Here is an 18,877-nt window from a genome sequence, read left to right on the forward strand (position 1 = left end):
TGAAGGCCCGTACGGCGCTTGAGGGTTGGGCGAGACGTGGCCCGACGAACGGGCGGTGCCCCCGAAGTGAGTCCTGTGGAGACGCCCTGCCCCGCCCCGGTCGGAGCCGCACGGCCCCGCCCATGGACTCAGCCGCTGACCGGCGCCGTCCCCGCCGCGTCCGACCCCGCGCCGCCCGGCCCCGTCCCCGTACTGCCCGCGTCCGCACCCGCCCCCTTCAGCAGTACCGACAGAAGCCGTACCGCTCCGCGCTTGTGCAGGGGGTCGTTGCCGTTGCCGCACTTGGGGGACTGGATGCAGGACGGGCAGCCGGCCTCGCACTCGCAGGAGGCGATGGCCGCGCGGGTCGCGGTGAGCCATTCCTGGGCGGTGTGGAAGGCGCGTTCGGCGAAGCCCGCCCCGCCGGGGTGGCCGTCGTAGACGAAGACCGTGGGGAGCAGCGTGTCCGGGTGGAGGGGGACCGAGACGCCGCCGATGTCCCAGCGGTCGCACGTGGCGAAGAGGGGGAGCATGCCGATGGAAGCGTGTTCGGCGGCGTGCAGGGCGCCGCCGAGGATCTCCGGGTTGATGCGGGCGGCGTCGAGTTGGTCCTCGGTGACCGTCCACCACACGGCGCGGGTGCGCAGCGTACGAGGAGGGAGGTCGAGTTTCGTCTCGCCGAGGACCTCGCCGGTGATGAGACGGCGGCGGAGATAGCCGACGACCTGGTTGGTGACCTCGACCGAGCCGTAGCACAACCGGCCCTCGCCCCAGGGGACTTCGATGTCGGTTTCCAGGATGGAGATGGCTGTCGTGTCGCGGGCGGTGGTGGAGTACGTGGGGTTGGCCGGTTCGACCAGGGCGACGTCGTCGTCGAGGTCGAGGTGCTTGACCACGTAGGTGCGGCCCTGGTGGAGATGGACCGCGCCGTCGTGGACCGTCGTGTGCGCGGAGGCGGCGTCGACGGTGCCGAGCAGCCGGCCCGTGGCGGCCTCGACGATCTGGACGGGGCTGCCGCCCTCGCCGCGGATGTCGGCCAGGTCGGCGGCGGACTCGCGGCGCGTCCAGTGCCAGGCCCTGGTGCGGCGGCGCAGCAGTTTCGCCGCTTCCAGCTGGGGGAGCAGCTCGCTCGTCGCCGGGCCGAACAGTTCCATGTCGGCTTCGGTGAGGGGGAGTTCGGCCGCGGCCGCGCACAGGTGCGGGGCCAGGACGTACGGGTTGTCCGGGTCGAGGACCGTCGACTCGACCGGCTGGTCGAAGAGGGCCTCGGGGTGGTGGACCAGGAACGTGTCCAGGGGGTCGTCGCGGGCGACGAGGATGGCGAGGGCGCCCTGGCCCGAGCGGCCCGCACGGCCCGCCTGCTGCCACAGGGAGGCGCGGGTGCCCGGGTAGCCGGCGATGACGACGGCGTCCAGGCCCGAGACGTCGATGCCGAGTTCGAGGGCGGTGGTGGCGGCGAGTCCGAGGAGTTCGCCGGAGTGCAGGGCGGCTTCGAGGGCGCGGCGTTCCTCCGACAGGTAGCCGCCCCGGTAGGCGGCGACACGGCGGGCCAGCGAGCGGTCGATCTCGGACAGGCGTTCCTGGGCGATCACCGAGATCAGCTCGGCGCCCCGGCGGGACCGTACGAAGGCGACCGAGCGGACGCCCTGCACCGTCAGGTCGGTGAGCAGGTCCGCGGTCTCGGCGGTGGCGGTGCGGCGGACCGGGGCGCCCTTCTCGCCCTGCATCTCGGTGAGAGGAGGCTCCCAGAGGGCGAAGACCAGTTCGCCGCGGGGCGAGGCGTCGTCGGCGACCTCGACGACGGGCAGGCCGGTCAGCCGGCGGGCGGCGACGGCCGGCTCGGCCGCCGTGGCCGAGGCGAGGAGGAAGACCGGGTCGGAGCCGTAGCGGGCGCAGAGGCGGCGCAGGCGGCGCAGGACCTGGGCGACGTGCGAGCCGAAGACGCCGCGATACGTGTGGCACTCGTCGATGACGACGTACTTGAGCGCCTTGAGGAAGGAGGACCAGCGCGGGTGGGAGGGCAATATCCCGCGGTGCAGCATGTCGGGGTTGGTGAGGACGTAGTTGCCGTACTGGCGTACCCACTCGCGTTCCTCGAACGGAGTGTCGCCGTCGTAGACCGCGGGGCGGATCGCCGGGCCCAGAGGTTGTGAAAGTTCCTTCACCGATCGGCACTGGTCGGCGGCGAGCGCCTTCGTCGGGGCGAGGTACAGGGCCGTCGCGCCGCGTCCGTTGGGTGCCTCGGAGCCGTCGAGCAGCTTCGACAGGACCGGGGCCAGATAGGCGAGGGACTTGCCGGAGGCCGTCCCGGTGGCGACGATCACCGACTCGCCGTCCAGGGCGTGCTCCGCCGCGCGTGCCTGGTGGGCCCAGGGGTGTTCGATTCCCGCGTTCTGTACAGCGGCGATGACCTCGGATCGGATCCGGTCCGGCCAGACGGCATGACGTCCCGGACGAGGGGGCAAGTGCTCCGTATGAGTGATGCGCGCAGCCCTGCTCGGACCCGCGGTGAGCCGCTCCAGGACCACCCCGGGAGAGGGGCGCGAGGCGGCGGGTGCCGGGGGTCGATCGGATCGGTGATTCTTGGCCATCGGCACCGAGTGTGTCACTGGCGTGACGGACAATGCTCCCAAGGCGTCGTGCACGCCTGCCGGTAAGTGATTGAATGCCATCGCGGCTGGCGAACCGTCCCGGGGGATCAAGCCGAGGTATCCCCGAGGGGCGACCGCTCGATAGCAAGGTGCTGGAGGATCCGTGGACCTGTCCCTGTCGACCCGTACCGTCGGCGATCGTACGGTCGTCGAGGTCGGTGGCGAAATTGATGTGTATACCGCGCCCAAGCTGCGCGAGCAGCTGGTCGAGCTGGTGAATGACGGCAGTTTCCACCTTGTCGTCGACATGGAGGGCGTGGACTTCCTCGACTCCACCGGGCTCGGCGTGCTGGTCGGCGGTCTCAAGCGTGTGCGCGCCCATGAGGGCTCGCTGCGCCTGGTCTGCAACCAGGAGCGCATTCTCAAGATCTTCCGGATCACGGGTCTGACCAAGGTGTTCCCGATCCACACCTCGGTCGAGGAAGCCGTCGCGGCGACCGACTGATCAGTTTGATCAGGCCGATCCGGTAGATCAGGTTGATGGCGGGGATCGGGCCGTGGCCGGCCCGGTCCCCGAGAGCACGCCCGTATGTCCGAGGGGGATGCATGGCCACCGTCGAACTCCGCTTCAGCCCTCTGCCCGAGCACGTCAGGACGGCCCGCCTCGTGGCGGCCGCCGTGGCGCGCAGGGCGGGCGTGGACGAGGCCGTGCTCGACGAGGTCCGGCTCGCCGTCGGTGAGGCGTGCAGCCGCGCCGTGGGGCTGCACCAGAGCAGTGGTATCCCCGCGCCGGTGCGGGTGGCGCTGATCGAGGAGGAGAAGAAGTTCTCCATCGAGGTCGGCGACGAGGCGCCGCGCACCGTGGCCGCCCCCGAGGTGCCCGGTGCCCGTGGTGCCGCCGACGATCTGGAGGCGGAGGGCGAGGACGAGATGGGTCTCGCCGTCATCAGCGGCCTCGTGGACGATGTGGAGGTCACCGCCGACGCGTCGGGCGGACTCATCCGCATGAGCTGGCCCGCGGCGCCCGTGACACTGCCGTAGGGACCGGGCCGCTCCCCGGAGCGCGCCATTGTTCTCTGTCGTGATCTTTGTTTCGATCTTTGTCGAGGCCTTGTTCGCCACCCATGGTGAACAGGGCCTTTTCTGTGTTCCCCGTTGATTTCCCGCTCGTGGATTCCTAGATCGGCGATCATCGATAATGCCTCAAGGGCGTTATTGATTTTCCTTCCGGTCGGGCCCGACTGGTGTTCGTCGATCATTTGCCGGGTAGCAGAAGAGGAACAATTCCGTTTACCGCGCACTGTTTTGATCAGGTCCCGCTCCCTACAATCCGTCCACATCTTGAGCTCAGCCCAAGCGTCAAGGAGGACGAATGGCGGAGCCTTCTGCCCCCGCTCACCTCGCAGCCGCAGTTCTGACGGACGACAACCGGCTGATCGTGATCGTCATCGCCGTCGTCGCGCTCGCGGCGCTCGCCGTCGCCGGAGTCCTGGTGCGCCAGGTGCTCGCCGCCGGTGAGGGCACGGATTCCATGAAGAAGATCGCGGCCGCGGTCCAGGAAGGCGCGAAAGCCTATCTGGGCCGACAGTTGCGGACCCTCGGCGTATTCGCCGTCGTGGTGTTCTTCCTGCTCATGCTGCTTCCCGCGGACGACTGGAATCAGCGGGCCGGACGTTCGATCTTCTTCTTGATCGGCGCCCTGTTCTCGGCGGTCACCGGCTATATCGGAATGTGGCTCGCGGTGCGCAGTAATGTGCGGGTCGCCGCCGCGGCCCGGGAAGCCACACCGGCGGAAGGTGAGCCGGAAAAAGATCTCACCGCCGTCTCGCACAAAGCCATGAAGATCGCTTTCCGTACGGGCGGCGTCGTCGGCATGTTCACGGTGGGCCTCGGCCTGCTCGGCGCCTCCTGTGTCGTGCTCGTCTACGCGGCCGACGCGCCCAAGGTCCTGGAGGGTTTCGGGCTCGGGGCCGCGCTGATCGCCATGTTCATGCGGGTCGGCGGCGGCATCTTCACCAAGGCCGCCGACGTCGGCGCCGACCTGGTCGGCAAGGTCGAGCAGGGCATTCCGGAGGACGATCCGCGCAATGCCGCGACCATCGCCGACAACGTGGGCGACAACGTCGGAGACTGCGCCGGAATGGCCGCCGACCTCTTCGAGTCCTACGCCGTCACGCTCGTCGCCGCGCTGATCCTCGGCAAGGCCGCCTTCGGCGACGCCGGTCTCGCCTTCCCGCTGATCGTGCCCGCGATCGGCGTCGTCACGGCGATGATCGGCATCTTCGCCGTCGCGCCACGCCGGTCCGACCGCTCCGGCATGAGCGCCATCAACCGCGGCTTCTTCATCTCCGCGCTGATCTCGCTCGCCCTCGTGGCCCTGGCCGTCTTCACGTACCTGCCGGGGAAGTACGCCGACCTGGACGGGGTCACCGACGCGGCGATCCGCGCCAAGGACGGCGACCCGCGGATCCTCGCGGTCGTCGCCGTGGCCATCGGCATCGTGCTCGCCGCGCTGATCCAGCAGCTCACCGGCTACTTCACCGAGACGACCCGGCGCCCGGTCAAGGACATCGGCCGGACGTCGCTGACCGGACCCGCGACCGTCGTGCTCGCCGGCATCTCCATCGGGCTCGAATCGGCCGTGTACACGGCGGTGCTGATCGGGCTCGGCGTGTACGGGGCGTTCCTGCTCGGCGGTACGTCGATCATGCTCGCGCTGTTCGCGGTCGCGCTGGCCGGCACCGGCCTGCTCACCACCGTCGGCGTCATCGTCGCCATGGACACCTTCGGTCCGGTCTCCGACAACGCGCAGGGCATCGCCGAGATGTCCGGTGACGTGCAGGGGTCGGGCGCGCAGGTGCTCACCGACCTGGACGCCGTGGGCAACACGACGAAGGCCATCACCAAAGGCATCGCCATCGCCACCGCCGTGCTCGCCGCCTCGGCGCTGTTCGGTTCGTACCGGGACGCGATCCTCACCGCGGCCCGGGACGTCGGCGAGAAGGTCGGCGACGGCGGGCCGATGAACCTGGTGATGGACATCTCGCAGCCCAACAACCTGGTCGGGCTCATCGTCGGCGCCGCGGTCGTGTTCCTCTTCTCCGGACTCGCCATCAACGCCGTGTCGCGGTCCGCGGGTTCGGTGGTCTACGAGGTGCGCCGGCAGTTCCGCGAGCGTCCCGGGATCATGGACTACACGGAGGAGCCCGAGTACGGACGGGTCGTCGACATCTGCACGAAGGACGCGCTCAGGGAGCTGGCCACGCCCGGCCTGCTCGCCGTCATGGCGCCGATCGCGGTCGGCTTCACGCTCGGGGTGGGTGCGCTCGGCGCGTACCTGGCGGGCGCCATCGGCACCGGGACGCTGATGGCGGTCTTCCTCGCCAACTCCGGTGGCGCGTGGGACAACGCGAAGAAACTCGTCGAGGACGGGCACCACGGCGGCAAGGGCAGCGAGGCCCATGCGGCCACCGTGATCGGTGACACGATCGGGGACCCGTTCAAGGACACCGCGGGGCCCGCCATCAACCCGCTGCTGAAGGTGATGAACCTCGTCGCGCTGCTCATCGCGCCCGCGGTGGTCAAGTTCAGCTACGGGGACGACGCGAGCGTGCCCGTGCGCATCGTGGTGGCCGTCGTCGCGCTCGCCGTGATCGTCGGGGCGGTGTACGTGTCGAAGCGGCGCGGCATCGCGGTCGGCGACGACGAGGGTGACGGCGGTGACGGCGAGCAGAACCCGGGGCGGGTGCCGAGGCCGGCGGACCCGGCCGTGGAGCCGTCCCGGACGTAGGGCGGATCAACAGGCGGGCGGACAGCGGCTCTTGATGCCCTGTCCGCCCGCTGCGGTGCCGGCTCCCGTGTCACCTGCGGCTTCCGAACCTGCGCGGGATTCGTGCGTACTTCTTCCGTGAGCCTTCTCTCCCTTGGTGCAAATGGCTGCTAAAGGTCAATAAAGCGGTCTTATGGGACGCCCGAGGTGCGATTGTCGTGTGCTCGGCGTGTAAGTTCCGGGGCCGAGAGCCATGGAAGGGACCGATCCGGTGAACAAGAAGCTTGCAGCCGCACTGTCCGGCGGTGCGGTACTGGTACTGGCCTTGTCGGGCTGCAGCGACGACAGCGACGCGAAGCTGAACTCCTGGGCCAAGGAGGTCTGCGACGCGGTCCAGCCGCAGGCGAAGAAGATCGAGTCGGCCAACGCCGCGATCCAGAAGGAGACGTCGGACAACAGCGCGCCGGCCGATGTCCAGAAGACGGACTCGAAGGCGTTCCAGGACATGTCCGACGCGTACAAGGCGATCGGTGACGCCGTCGACAAGGCGGGGGCCCCGCCGGTCGACGACGGCAAGACGAAGCAGCAGGACGCGGTCCAGGAGCTGGACAAGATCTCGACGTCGTACGCGGGCCTGAAGAAGCAGGTCGACAAGCTGGACACCGACGACCAGGCGAAGTTCGCCGAGGGCCTCAAGGGGATCGCGGGCGAGCTCGACAAGTTGAGCCAGAGCGGCAGCGACGCCCTGAAGAACCTGGAGGAGGGCGACGTGGGCAAGGCGATGGCCAAGCAGGAGAGCTGCAAGAGCGCTTCCGCTTCGCCGTCGGCCTCCTAGGTCCGGCCTCTTCGTCAGCGCCCCCGGTGCCGCGGTCCGTCCGCCGCGCCGGGGGCGCCGTCGTTCACCCGCACCCCCTGCGGGGCGCGTCGGCGTCACAATGGAGGCGTGAGTTCTTCCGTTTCCGCCGCCCTGCCCGCCGCCGACCGACCCGACGTCGCCGCCTCGCTGCGCGCCGCCCTGCTCGCCGCCGAGTTCACCGCCGACGGCCTCCTCGAACTGCTCGGGGCGCCCGCCTACGCGGCGCTCGCGCGCAGCGAGACCGTGCCCGCCCTGCGCGCCACCCGGGAGGACTCCTCCCTGGCGACGCTCGTCCGGCTCTTCCTGCTGCAGCGGCCCGTGCCGCGGGAGCGCGTCGCCGGGGTGCTGCCCCTCGACGCGTGCCTGGAGAGCGGGTGGCTGCGGGCGAGCGGCGACGAGGTGGCCGCGACCGTCGACGTACGCCCGTACGGCGGACCCGACGGCGAGGACTGGTTCATCGTGTCCGACCTGGGCTGCGCGGTCGGCGGCGCCGGCGGCATCGGCAGCCACGAGGAGGGCGTCGTGCTCGGCGTCGGCGGGGCGTCCACCACGCTCGCCGGAATCACCGTCCGTACGCCCGTCGCAGCCGCCCTCGACCTCGGCACCGGTTCCGGGATCCAGGCGCTGCACGCGGCGCAGCACGCCACCCGGGTCACCGCGACCGACCTCAACTCCCGCGCCCTGCACATCACCGCGCTCACCCTCGCCCTGTCCGGGGTGCGCGGCTCCGATCTGCGCGAGGGGTCCCTGTACGAGCCCGTGGGCGACGCGACGTACGACCTGATCGTGTCGAACCCGCCCTTCGTCATCTCGCCCGGCGCGCGCCTCACCTACCGCGACGGCGGGATGGGCGGGGACGATCTGTGCCGCACGCTCGTTCAAGGGGCGGGGGAGCGCCTGAACGACGGGGGGTACGCGCAGTTCCTGGCCAACTGGCAGCACGTGGAGGGGGAGGAGTGGACCGAGCGGCTGCGCTCGTGGGTGCCGCGCGGCTGCGACGCCTGGATCGTGCAGCGCGAGGTGCAGGACATCACCCAGTACGCCGAGCTGTGGCTGCGCGACGCCGGTGACCACCGCACGGACCCGGCCGAGTACGCGGCCCGGTACGACGCGTGGCTCGACGAGTTCGAGGCGCGGAAGGTGAAGGCCGTCGGGTTCGGGTGGATCACGCTCCGCAAGTCCTCCGGCGCGTCCCCCTCGATCGTCGTCGAGGAGTGGCCGCACCCCGTCGAGCAGCCGCTCGGCGACGTGGTGCGGGCGCACTTCGAGCGGGTCGACTGGCTGCGCACGCACGACGACGCGGCCCTGCTGGAGTCCTCGTTCCGGCTCGCCGGTGAGGTCGTGCAGGAGCAGGTCGGGCTGCCGGGCGCCGAGGACCCCGAGCACGTCGTGCTGCGGCAGGGGCGCGGGATGCGGCGGGCGACGAAGGTGGACACGGTCGGCGCCGGGTTCGCGGGCGTCTGCGACGGGACGCTGAGCGCCGGACGGATCCTGGACGCCATCGCCCAACTCGTCGGCGAGGAGCCGGTGCTGCTGCGCGACCGCACCCCGGCGCAGATCCGCACCCTGGTCGAGCAGGGCTTCCTGGAGCCCGTCGGGGACGCCGGATAGCCGCTCTTCGCCGTGCGCTGTCCCGGAGTTCACCCGGGGTTCCCCCGCCCGTGCCAGCGTCACCGGCCTGGGCGGCGCGAGCCGCCCCGACGTCGGGGAGGCAAGGCGATGGAGAGTGCACCTGCGGTCTTCGCGGGCACGGTGTTCGCGCTGTTCGGCGCGGGACTCGTGGTGTGGACGGGGGCGCGCACGGCGCACCGTGAACCGGTGGCGTACGGAGCTCGCCCGGTGGCGTCGGCGGTGGTCGCCGGGGCCGTCGGCGTGGGCTGTCTGGCGCTCGCGGCATGGTGTTTCGGCCAGGTGTGACGCGGGTTCAGGAACCGTGGCGCGTACGGCGACGCCCGCCTCCGGAAGGGTCCGGGGCGGGCGTCGGCGCGTACGGGAACGTACGCGGGCGTGCGACGACGGGGCGTCAGCGCAGGGGGCGGCCCTGGGCGTCCGTACGGTCGTTGCTCGTGAGGAACAGGATGCCGTCGATGAAGCCCCACAGACCGCCGGCGCCGCAGGTCAGCACGGAGACGACGAGCTGCCAGACACCGATCTTGGTGTCGCCCACGTAGAAGCGCCCGACGCCGAACGAGCCGAGGAAGATGCCGAGCAGGCCGGCGACCAGCTTCTGCTTGTCGGAGTACGGGCGGCCCTGCGGGTCGACGCCGAACGGGGCCTCGGGAGTGGCGCCGGGGAAGGGCTGGGACATGGGAGTTGCTCCTAGGGACGTGAAAGCGGGCACGGCGAAGCCGGGCCTGTGAGCGGATGATCCGAGAGTGACGCACCGGTGGGGACACGGCGTTGGCCTCGGGAGTCCGAAGCGTAGAGGGGGACAGCGGGGTGTCAGGGCGTCGGGGCACCGATCGTGGCGAGTTCGTGACCTTGCGCGTACGGCGGTGACGGGCGATCAGAACACGTTGCGCAGCACGGTCCAGAGCACGGCGACGGTGAGCAGGACGAGCTGGGTGCGGGTGCTCGGCACCGGCACCCACCGGCGCCCGCGCAGCCCCGACCAGAGCCAACGCCCCAGCAGGAAGAGGACGAACGGGGTGACCACGAGCAGCAGCGCGTTGTCGTGCCAGGCCGTGCCGAACCGGCCGTGCAGCACGTCGTACACCATGCGGGTGCCGCCGCAGCCGGGGCAGAGCAGCCCGGTGAGCGCGCGGAACGGGCAGCCGGGCAGCCAGTGTCCGGGCTCGTGCGGATTCGTGTCGTAGAGGTACGCGGCTGCGGCGGCCCCGGCGACGAGCACCGCGAGGGGTGCCGTGGCCGGGGCGCGCAGGACGGCGCGGGCGGAGGTCACGACTACGAGCGCAGGATGCGGCCCTGCGCGTCGGTCGTGTTGCTGCCGGCGAGCATGACGATGCCGTCGATGAAGCCCCACAGACCGCCGATGCCGCAGGTCAGGACGCCGACCAGGAGCTGGCCGACGGCGAGCCCGGTGTGGCCGGTGTAGAAGCGGCCGACGCCGAACGTGCCCAGGAAGATGTTGAGCAGACCGGCCGTCATCTTCGACTTGTCGGAGTACGGGCGGCCGTAGGGGTCGTACCCGTAGGGCGCCGCCGGGTCGTAGGCGACGGGCATGCCGGGCTGGGGCGGGTAGCCGCCGCCGGCCGGGGCGGAGCCGGGGTACGGGTAGCCGTAGCCGGGCTGGCCGCCCTGCGGGGGCTGGCCCGGAGCCGCGCCGTATCCGGGCTGCGAGCCCTGCTGCGGGTAGCCGTACGGGTTCGCGCCCGGCTGCTCCTGCGGGGGCTGCTGGCCGTAGGGGTTGCTGTCGGACATCGGGATGCTCCTGGGTCGGGATGCCGGTGGGGACGAGCCGGAGGCTTCCCTTGGGCTCCCCCAGCCATCCGCCATCTTGTCAGGAGCAGATAAGGGAGTGGAGCGAGGGAGCGCGACAGCAGCGCAATAGGGACGTCCGTGACAGGAATGTGGCACTGGATGGCACACACAGTGATCTTGTGGGTACCCGGAGGTGAAGCGTCCGCTCCCCGGTCCGGGGGCAGGATCACGAGGAGTCGGGTTACCGTTCCGAGTGGCTGCTGCGTGCTTTTCCCGTTTGACACACCGGCGGGAGGTACCGTCACACTCCGCAGTGCCATTGCCGTACTACCGACCAGAACGGCCCCAACCGCCGACCGGAGAGAAGAGCGAAGTTGTCCCCGACCAGCGAGACCGCACAGGGCGGCCGTCGACTCGTGATCGTCGAGTCGCCCGCCAAGGCGAAGACGATCAAGGGCTATCTCGGCCCTGGGTACGTCGTCGAAGCGAGCGTCGGGCACATTCGCGACCTCCCCAACGGCGCCGCCGAGGTGCCCGACAAGTACACGGGTGAGGTGCGCCGCCTCGGCGTCGACGTCGAGAACGACTTCGAGCCGATCTATGTCGTCAATGCCGACAAGAAGTCCCAGGTCAAGAAGCTCAAGGACCTGCTGAAGGACTCCGACGAACTCTTCCTCGCCACCGATGAGGACCGCGAGGGCGAAGCCATCGCGTGGCACCTCCTGGAGGTCCTGAAGCCCAAGGTTCCCGTCCACCGGATGGTCTTCCACGAGATCACCAAGGACGCGATCCGCTCCGCCGTGGCCAACCCGCGCGAGCTCAACAAGCGCATGGTCGACGCCCAGGAGACCCGCCGCATCCTCGACCGTCTCTACGGCTACGAGGTCTCGCCGGTCCTGTGGAAGAAGGTCATGCCGCGCCTGTCGGCGGGCCGTGTCCAGTCGGTGGCCACCCGCCTCGTCGTCGAGCGGGAGCGCGAGCGCATCGCCTTCCGCACCGCCGAGTACTGGGACCTGACCGGCACCTTCGCGACCGGCCGGGCCGGCGACTCCTCCGACCCGTCGTCCCTGGTCGCGCGGCTCAGCGCGGTCGACGGCAAGCGCATCGCGCAGGGCCGCGACTTCGACTCGCTCGGCCAGATCAAGGGCGGCAACTCGGCGAACACCCTCCACCTGGACGAGGCGAACGCGCGAGCGCTCGCCGCCGCCCTGGAGAACACGTCGTTCGCCGTCCGCTCCGTCGAGTCCAAGCCGTACCGCCGCTCGCCGTACGCCCCCTTCCGTACGACGACCATGCAGCAGGAGGCCTCGCGCAAGCTGGGCTTCGGCGCCAAGGCGACCATGCAGGTGGCCCAGAAGCTGTACGAGAACGGCTTCATCACCTATATGCGTACGGACTCCACGACCCTGTCGGACACGGCGGTCTCGGCCGCTCGTGCCCAGGTCACGCAGTTGTACGGGTCGGACTACCTGCCGGACAAGCCGCGCACCTACGCGGGCAAGGTCAAGAACGCGCAGGAGGCGCACGAGGCGATCCGCCCCTCGGGCGACCGCTTCCGCACGCCCGCCGAGACCGGTCTGACCGGTGACCAGTTCAAGCTCTACGAGCTGATCTGGAAGCGCACCGTCGCCTCCCAGATGAAGGACGCGGTCGGCAACAGCGTCACGGTCAAGATCGGCGGCACGTCCTCCGACGGCCGCGACGCCGAGTTCAGCGCGTCCGGCAAGACCATCACCTTCCACGGCTTCCTCAAGGCCTACGTCGAGGGCGCCGACGACCCGAACGCGGAGCTGGACGACCGCGAGCGCCGGCTGCCGCAGGTCGCCGAGGGCGACCCGCTGTCCGCCGAGGAGATCTCGGTCGACGGCCACTCGACCAAGCCGCCGGCCCGCTACACCGAGGCCTCGCTGGTCAAGGAGCTGGAAGAGCGCGAGATCGGCCGCCCGTCGACGTACGCGTCGATCATCGGCACGATCCTCGACCGCGGCTACGTCTTCAAGAAGGGGACGGCCCTGGTGCCCTCCTTCTTGTCGTTCGCCGTGGTCAACCTGCTGGAGAAGCACTTCGGGCGGCTCGTCGACTACGACTTCACCGCCAAGATGGAGGACGACCTCGACCGCATCGCGCGGGGCGAGGCCCAGTCCGTGCCGTGGCTGAAGCGCTTCTACTTCGGCGAAGGCTCCGGCGACGCCAGCGCGGCCGACGCGGGCAACGGCGACGGTGACCACCTCGGCGGCCTGAAGGAACTCGTGACCGACCTGGGCGCGATCGACGCCCGCGAGGTCTCGTCCTTCCCCGTCGGCAACGACATCGTGCTGCGCGTCGGGCGCTACGGCCCCTACGTCGAGCGCGGCGAGCGCGACTCCGAGAACCACCAGCGCGCGGACGTCCCCGAGGACCTCGCCCCCGACGAGCTCTCGGTCGAGTACGCGGAGGAGCTGCTCGCCAAGCCGAGCGGCGACTTCGAGCTGGGCACGGACCCGACGAGCGGCCACCAGATCATCGCCAAGGACGGGCGCTACGGCCCGTACGTCACCGAGGTGCTCCCCGAGGGCACCCCGAAGACCGGCAAGAACGCCGTGAAGCCGCGCACCGCCTCGCTCTTCAAGACCATGTCGCTCGACACGGTCACGCTGGACGACGCCCTGAAGCTGATGTCGCTGCCGCGCGTGGTGGGCGCCGACGCCGAGGGCGTCGAGATCACCGCGCAGAACGGGCGGTACGGGCCGTACCTGAAGAAGGGCACGGACTCGCGCTCCCTGCAGGCCGAGGAGCAGCTCTTCACCATCACGCTGGAAGAGGCGCTGGAGATCTACTCCCAGCCCAAGCAGCGCGGGCGTGCGGCCGCCAAGCCGCCGCTGAAGGAGCTCGGCCAGGACCCGGTCAGCGAGAAGCCGGTCGTCGTGAAGGACGGCCGTTTCGGCCCGTACGTCACCGACGGCGAGACGAACGCCACCCTGCGGTCCGGCGACTCCGTGGAAGAGATCACACCGGAGCGCGGCTTCGAACTGCTCGCGGAGAAGCGGGCCAAGGGCCCCGCCAAGAAGAAGACCGCGAAGAAGGCACCGGCCAAGAAGACCGCCGCCAAGAAGACCGCGGCCAAGACGACCACGGCCAAGAAGACGGCGGCGAAGAAGACCACCGCCAAGAAGACGACCGCTAAGAAGGCACCGGCGAAGAAGGCCGCTCCGGCCGAGTAGGAGCCGTGCGGCACGGGCCGGACATGTGAGGGTCGGACTTATCCGGACGGACGCCTCCGGGGATCGCTCCCCGGGGGCGTTTGTTTGTTCGGGCGGCCCCTCGTGGTGTCGGTGGCGCCCGATAGGCTGGACGAATGACCCGTGCCGAGCAGCCAACGGCCCCCCACACGGCCACAGACGACGCCCTGGTAGCGGACTCCCGAGAGCGCGCCGTGCGCGCGCTCCTGCGCGTACCGCAGTTGAAGCGGCTGTGGTCAGCACAGCTCGTCGGCGGGGTCGGTGATGTTCTCGGGCTGCTTGTGCTCGTGGTGCTCGCCCTGCAGGCGGCCATCTCCGAGGGTTCGTTCGGCGGTGGGTACCGGGGCGTGGCCTTCGCCGTCGCCGCGGTGTTCGGCGCCCGGATCCTGTCGACGCTGCTGTTCGGCGCCGTCCTGCTCGGACCGCTGACCGCGCTGACCGCCCCGGGCGGCCCCCTCGACCGGCGCTGGACCATGGTCGGCGCCGACGGGCTGCGCGCCGCGCTGCTGATCGTCGCCCCCCTCTGGATCGACTGGACTCCGGACAACGCGCTGGCGCTGGTCCTCGTGACCGCGTTCGTCGTCGGCGTCGCCGAGCGGTTCTGGACCGTCGCCAAGGAGAGCGCGGCGCCGTCCCTGCTGCCCGCGCCGCCGCTGGAGGGCGCGTCCGTACGGCCGCTGCCCGACCACATGGACGCCCTGCGGCGCCTCTCGCTGCGGACCGGCTTCGTCGCCGTACCGCTGGCCGCCGCCGCACTCGTGATCGTGACGCTCGTCCAGAACCTGATCGCCGCGGGCGTCGACTGGTTCGCGCTGCACCAGGTGGCGCTGTCGTCGTACGTGAGCGCGGGACTGTTCGCCGCGTCGCTGTCCGTCGTCTTCTTCCTCGAACTGCCCGGCACGCAGACCCCGCGCGCGCGGTCGCCGCTCGAAGGCCTGCGCCGCCCGAAGACCGGCAGCGGCATCGACAAGGGACGCACCGGCGCGATCCCGCTGCTCGTGCTCGCCTGCGCCGCCGTCGCCGGAGCGATCTCGGCCGCCGTCGCCGTGTCCGTGCTGCACGCCAAGGACCTGAGCGGCGGACCGGTCACCTTCGGGCTGCTCGTCCTCGGCCTGACCGGCGGCACCGTCGTCGGCATCCGCACCGCGCCGACCGTCCTTCCGTCGCTGTCCCGGCGCCGGCTGCTCGCGCTCGCCATCGCCCTGACCGGCCTGGCCCTGCTCGCCGCCGGCCTCGTCCCGGACGTCACCAGCGTGATCCTGCTCGTCGCGGTCGCCGGAGTCGCCGCGGGCATCGCCGCCAACACCGGGCACGCGCTCCTGGACCAGGAGACCGAGGAGTACCGGCGGGCCCGCACCACCGAGCACCTGCAGGCCGTCGTCCGCGTCAGCGTCGCGCTGGCCGTGCTGGCCGCGCCGCTGCTGGCCGCGCTCATCGGGCCGCACCGCCTGGAGAACGGCAAGTTCGTGTTCGCCCACGGCGGCGCCGCGTTCACCCTGATGCTGGTCGGCGCGCTGCTGCTGCCCGTCGCCGCGCTGGTCCTCGCCAAGGCCGACGACCGCAGCGGCGTACCGCTGCGCCACGACCTGAAGGACGCCCTGCTCGGCGGGAACGACCCGGCGCAGGCCCCCGCCGCGACCGGCTTCTTCATCGCCCTGGAGGGCGGCGACGGCGCCGGCAAGTCGACGCAGGCGGAAGCCCTCGCCGAGTGGATCCGCGGCAAGGGCCACGAGGTCGTCGTCACCCGCGAGCCGGGCGCCACCCCCGTCGGCAAGCGGCTGCGCTCCATCCTGCTGGACGTGTCGAGCGCCGGGCTCTCGCACCGTGCCGAGGCCCTGCTCTACGCCGCCGACCGCGCCGAGCACGTCGACACCGTCGTACGGCCCGCCCTGGAGCGCGGCGCCGTCGTCATCTCCGACCGCTACATCGACTCGTCCGTCGCCTACCAGGGCGCCGGCCGCGACCTGTCGCCCGTCGAGGTCGCCCGCATCAACCGCTGGGCCACCAGCGGCCTCGTCCCGCACCTGACGGTGCTGCTCGACGTGGACCCGGAGGCCGCCCGCGAGCGGTTCACCGAGGCGCCGGACCGGCTGGAGTCGGAGCCGCTGGAGTTCCACAACCGGGTGCGCTCCGGCTTCCTGACGCTGGCCGCGGGCGACCCCGGCCGCTACCTGGTCGTCGACGCCGGACAGGAGCCGGAGGCCGTCACCACCGTCGTCCGGCACCGGCTCGACCTCCTCCTGCCGCTCTCCGAAGCCGAGATCAAGGCACAGGAGGAGGCCCGCAAGGCCGCCGAGGAAGAGGCGCGGCGCAAGGCCGAGGAAGAGGCCGCGCGCAAGGCCGAGGAGGAGCGCATCGAGCGCGAGCGGCAGGAGCAGCTCGCCAAGCTCCGTGCCGAGGAGGAGGAGCGTCAGCGCCGCGAGCTGGAGGAGGCGCAGCGCATCGAGGCCGAGCGCCAGGCCGAGGAGGCCCGGCAGCGCGCCGAGGAGGCACGCAAGAAGGCCGAGGCGGAGCAGGCCCGGCTCCTCGCCGAGGAGCAGGCCCGCGCCGTCGAGGAGGAGCGCCGCCGCAAGCAGGCCGAGGAGGAGGCACGCCTGCGCGCCGAGGCCGAGGAGCGGCGCCTGGAGAAGCAGCGCAAGGCCGAGGAGGCGCTGCTGCGCGCCGAAGAGGCCCGGCGGCTCGCGGCCCAGGCCGCCCAGGCGGCGCAGACCAGCGCGACGGCGGCCACCCGGTCGACCGGGACCGCGGCTCGCCGCAAGCCCGCCGAGCCCGCCGCGCCTGTCGAGTCCGCCGCGCCTTCCGTGCCGGACAACGAGACGACGGTCCCGACGCCGATCGTGCGGCCCGAGCCGACCCAGGCCGAGGAGACCGCGGTGCTGCCGCCGGTGCGGGACGCCGAGGAGACCGCGGTGCTGCCGCCGGTGCGGGACGCCGAGGAGACGACGCAGCTGCCGCGTCCGCCGGCCGGTGCCGCGGACGAGACGGCCGTGCTTCCCCAGGTGTCCGACCGGACCGAGGACCGGGTGCCGCCCGGGTACTTCCGCGACGAGCGGCCCGCGCGGCCGGAACAGCCGGAGAGCGAGGCCGCCCGTACGGCGGAGCTGCCGCAGGTCGACGAGGAGGGCCGGCCGCGGCGCCGCCCCCGCCCGGACTGGGCGGAGGAGACGCCGCTGGACGACCTGCCGTCACTGGCCGACGAACTGCTGGGCGGACAGAACGAGGACGACGACCGGGGCGGACGGCGCCGCCGGTAACCGCGGCGCGGGGGTGGGGCTCAGACCAGCCTGAGCTCCACCCAGTCCACCGTGTCCCCGTCCAGCCGGTACCGGTCGACCTCCTGGGTGAACCCGGCGCGTTCCGCGAAGCGCAGCCCTGCCGTGTTCGAGGCCAGCACCACCGTCTCGACGGCCTCGGCGCCCAGGGCGCGGGCCTTGCCGAGCCCGCGCTCGTACAGCGCCCGGCCGAACCCCCGGCCCCGGTGGTCCGGCAGCACCCGCGAGATCACCGCGGCGACTCCGTCCCGCGGGGTGCGCACGGTCGAGCAGCCGACGAGGACGTCCCCGGCGTACGCGACCTCCAGGACGTTGCGCCCGGCGCGCTCGCGGACGTCGTCCAAGGAGAGGTACGCGGAGGCGACCGGCACGATCGTGTTGTGCACGTACTGCCAGTCGGCGACCAGCGCGCTGTCGGCGGCGGTCAGGGTCTCGACACGGAGATCAGTCATGGGCGTAGCCAACCCCGGTCCGGGCGGGGTTGTCAGTGGTTCCCGGCACAATGGCCTGAGCTCGAGGAAGGCGGTAACCGCATGACCGTATGGGACGACCTGGTCGGTCAGGAGCGCGTGGTCGCGGAGCTGGACGCGGCCGCGCGGGACGCGGACGCCCTGGTGACCTCCGCGGGGGCCGGCACGCCGCCGCCCGCGACGTCGAAGATGACGCACGCCTGGCTGTTCACCGGGCCGCCGGGCGCGGGCCGGGTCACGGCGGCCCGCGCGTTCGCCGCGGCGCTGCAGTGCGTGTCGCCGGACCGGGCGCTCGGCGGCGCCCCCGGCTGCGGATTCTGCGACGGCTGCCACACCGCCCTGCTCGGCACGCACGCCGACGTCACGACCGTCGCCGCCGTCGGCACGCAGATCCTCGCCGAGGACATGCGCGACACCGTCCGCAAGTCGTACACGTCACCGGCGACCGGCCGGTGGCAGGTGATCCTCGTGGAGGACGCCGAGCGGCTCAACGAGAAGTCGGCCAACGCCGTGCTGAAGGCCGTGGAGGAGCCCGCCCCGCGCACCGTGTGGCTGCTGTGCGCGCCCTCGGTGGACGACGCGCTGCCCACCATCCGCTCCCGCTGCCGGCTGCTGACGCTGAGCACCCCCGCCGTGGACGCCGTCGCCGACATGCTCGTACGACGCGACGGCGTCGAGCCCGCCGCCGCCGCGACCGCCGCCCGCGCCACGCAGGGCCACATCGACCGGGCCCGGCGCCTGGCCACCGACCCGCGCGCCCGGGAGCGCCGGGCCGCCGTACTGAAGGTGCCGCTGCGCGTCGAGGACGTCGGCGGCTGCCTCAAGGCGGCGCAGGAGCTGGTCGACGCGGCGACGGAGGACTCCAAGCAGCTCGCCGAGGAGGTCGACACCAAGGAGACCGAGGAGCTGAAGGCGGCACTCGGCGCGCAGAGCGGCGGCCGGATGCCGCGCGGCACGGCCGGGGTCATGAAGGACCTCGAGGACAAGCAGAAGCGGCGCCGGACGCGTTCGCAGCGCGACAGCCTCGACCTGGCGCTCACCGAACTGACGGGCGTGTACCGCGATGTGCTGGCGCTGCAGCTCGGCTCGCGGGTGGCCCTCGCCAACATCGAGATCCAGGACTCGCTGGAGCGGCTGGCCCGGGGCACGTCACCGGAGTCGACCCTGCGGCGTATCGAGGCGATCGGCCGGTGCCGCGAGGCCCTCGACCGCAATGTCGCTCCGCTGCTGGCGGTCGAGGCGATGACGATGGCGCTGCGGGCGGGATAGATCCGGCTTCCGGGCTCTGGCCGCGGGGCGCCGCCGCCGGGCGGGGCTGTCACGCGAGGGACCGACAGAAAG

At 71.7% G+C, this 18,877-nt stretch carries 14 protein-coding genes; 9 read left to right on the top strand and 5 right to left on the bottom strand.

The features are described 5' to 3' along the window. Positions 1-128: 128 nt before the first annotated feature. Positions 129-2,651 (bottom strand): DEAD/DEAH box helicase, encoded by a 2,523-nt coding sequence (locus ACVHNB_RS01510; RefSeq protein ID WP_456227246.1) that lies wholly within the window; start codon positions 2,649-2,651, stop codon positions 129-131. Between the two features lie 82 nt (positions 2,652-2,733). Between ACVHNB_RS01510 and bldG the strand changes: the two genes are divergently transcribed. The 6 genes from bldG (at position 2,734) to ACVHNB_RS01540 (ending at position 9,112) form a co-directional block, all read left to right on the top strand. After that, positions 2,734-3,075 carry an anti-sigma factor antagonist BldG gene (gene bldG / locus ACVHNB_RS01515; protein ID WP_003975386.1) on the top strand — a complete coding sequence of 114 codons (342 nt, stop codon included), beginning with the start codon at positions 2,734-2,736 and terminating at the stop codon, positions 3,073-3,075. Between the two features lie 101 nt (positions 3,076-3,176). Beyond that, entirely contained in the window at positions 3,177-3,611 is a 435-nt protein-coding gene (locus ACVHNB_RS01520) for an ATP-binding protein (RefSeq protein WP_428953274.1), read from the top strand. 331 nt (positions 3,612-3,942) lie between these two features. Continuing rightward, positions 3,943-6,360, top strand: a complete 2,418-nt coding sequence (locus ACVHNB_RS01525) for a sodium-translocating pyrophosphatase (protein ID WP_428953273.1) — start codon at positions 3,943-3,945, stop codon at positions 6,358-6,360. Positions 6,361-6,592: 232 nt separating this feature from the next. Next, positions 6,593-7,174, top strand: coding sequence for a small secreted protein (locus ACVHNB_RS01530; RefSeq protein ID WP_428953272.1), 582 nt, complete (start codon positions 6,593-6,595; stop codon positions 7,172-7,174). A 108-nt stretch (positions 7,175-7,282) separates the two neighbouring features. Then, on the top strand, positions 7,283-8,806 hold the full coding sequence (locus ACVHNB_RS01535) for a DUF7059 domain-containing protein (RefSeq protein WP_428953271.1): 1,524 nt from the start codon (positions 7,283-7,285) through the stop codon (positions 8,804-8,806). A 108-nt stretch (positions 8,807-8,914) separates the two neighbouring features. Further along, positions 8,915-9,112 carry a hypothetical protein gene (locus ACVHNB_RS01540; protein WP_456227247.1) on the top strand — a complete coding sequence of 66 codons (198 nt, stop codon included), beginning with the start codon at positions 8,915-8,917 and terminating at the stop codon, positions 9,110-9,112. A 106-nt stretch (positions 9,113-9,218) separates the two neighbouring features. Here ACVHNB_RS01540 and ACVHNB_RS01545 read toward each other — a convergent pair whose 3' ends face one another. The 3 genes from ACVHNB_RS01545 to ACVHNB_RS01555 all read right to left on the bottom strand — a co-directional run bounded on the left by ACVHNB_RS01545 (position 9,219) and on the right by ACVHNB_RS01555 (position 10,576). Then, the gene (locus tag ACVHNB_RS01545) at positions 9,219-9,503 is read right to left on the bottom strand and encodes a TM2 domain-containing protein (RefSeq protein ID WP_428953269.1); all 285 of its coding nucleotides are present in this window, start codon (positions 9,501-9,503) and stop codon (positions 9,219-9,221) included. Between the two features lie 198 nt (positions 9,504-9,701). Next, positions 9,702-10,097: a DUF2752 domain-containing protein gene (locus tag ACVHNB_RS01550; RefSeq protein WP_456227248.1), complete on the bottom strand. Its 396-nt coding sequence runs from the start codon at positions 10,095-10,097 to the stop codon at positions 9,702-9,704. 2 nt (positions 10,098-10,099) lie between these two features. Then, positions 10,100-10,576, bottom strand: a complete 477-nt coding sequence (locus ACVHNB_RS01555) for a TM2 domain-containing protein (RefSeq protein WP_428953267.1) — start codon at positions 10,574-10,576, stop codon at positions 10,100-10,102. A 374-nt stretch (positions 10,577-10,950) separates the two neighbouring features. Here ACVHNB_RS01555 and topA point away from each other — a divergent pair, with 374 nt between their 5' ends. Both topA and tmk read left to right on the top strand, forming a co-directional pair. Further along, positions 10,951-13,776 (top strand): type I DNA topoisomerase, encoded by a 2,826-nt coding sequence (gene topA / locus ACVHNB_RS01560; RefSeq protein ID WP_428953266.1) that lies wholly within the window; start codon positions 10,951-10,953, stop codon positions 13,774-13,776. A gap of 134 nt (positions 13,777-13,910) precedes the next feature. After that, on the top strand, positions 13,911-17,048 hold the full coding sequence (tmk, locus tag ACVHNB_RS01565) for a dTMP kinase (protein ID WP_456227249.1): 3,138 nt from the start codon (positions 13,911-13,913) through the stop codon (positions 17,046-17,048). A 20-nt stretch (positions 17,049-17,068) separates the two neighbouring features. Here tmk and ACVHNB_RS01570 read toward each other — a convergent pair whose 3' ends face one another. After that, entirely contained in the window at positions 17,069-17,518 is a 450-nt protein-coding gene (locus tag ACVHNB_RS01570) for an N-acetyltransferase family protein (protein ID WP_456227250.1), read from the bottom strand. Positions 17,519-17,599: 81 nt separating this feature from the next. Here ACVHNB_RS01570 and ACVHNB_RS01575 point away from each other — a divergent pair, with 81 nt between their 5' ends. After that, a complete protein-coding gene (locus ACVHNB_RS01575; RefSeq protein ID WP_428953263.1) occupies positions 17,600-18,805 on the top strand; it encodes a DNA polymerase III subunit delta' in 1,206 nt (401 codons plus the stop codon). The last annotated feature ends 72 nt before the right edge of the window (positions 18,806-18,877 follow it).

Source organism: Streptomyces sp. YJ-C3, assembly GCF_053891275.1.

What these genes read in the sequence shown, in the direction of transcription:
- tmk (WP_456227249.1), top strand. Translation starts at nt 13,911, where the DNA reads ATGACCCGTGCCGAGCAGCCAACGGCCCCCCACACGGCCACAGACGAC.
- ACVHNB_RS01545 (WP_428953269.1), bottom strand. Translation starts at nt 9,503, where the DNA reads ATGTCCCAGCCCTTCCCCGGCGCCACTCCCGAGGCCCCGTTCGGCGTC.
- ACVHNB_RS01540 (WP_456227247.1), top strand. Translation starts at nt 8,915, where the DNA reads ATGGAGAGTGCACCTGCGGTCTTCGCGGGCACGGTGTTCGCGCTGTTC.
- ACVHNB_RS01570 (WP_456227250.1), bottom strand. Translation starts at nt 17,518, where the DNA reads ATGACTGATCTCCGTGTCGAGACCCTGACCGCCGCCGACAGCGCGCTG.
- ACVHNB_RS01530 (WP_428953272.1), top strand. Translation starts at nt 6,593, where the DNA reads ATGGAAGGGACCGATCCGGTGAACAAGAAGCTTGCAGCCGCACTGTCC.
- ACVHNB_RS01575 (WP_428953263.1), top strand. Translation starts at nt 17,600, where the DNA reads ATGACCGTATGGGACGACCTGGTCGGTCAGGAGCGCGTGGTCGCGGAG.
- ACVHNB_RS01555 (WP_428953267.1), bottom strand. Translation starts at nt 10,576, where the DNA reads ATGTCCGACAGCAACCCCTACGGCCAGCAGCCCCCGCAGGAGCAGCCG.
- ACVHNB_RS01520 (WP_428953274.1), top strand. Translation starts at nt 3,177, where the DNA reads ATGGCCACCGTCGAACTCCGCTTCAGCCCTCTGCCCGAGCACGTCAGG.
- ACVHNB_RS01510 (WP_456227246.1), bottom strand. Translation starts at nt 2,651, where the DNA reads ATGGCATTCAATCACTTACCGGCAGGCGTGCACGACGCCTTGGGAGCA.
- ACVHNB_RS01525 (WP_428953273.1), top strand. Translation starts at nt 3,943, where the DNA reads ATGGCGGAGCCTTCTGCCCCCGCTCACCTCGCAGCCGCAGTTCTGACG.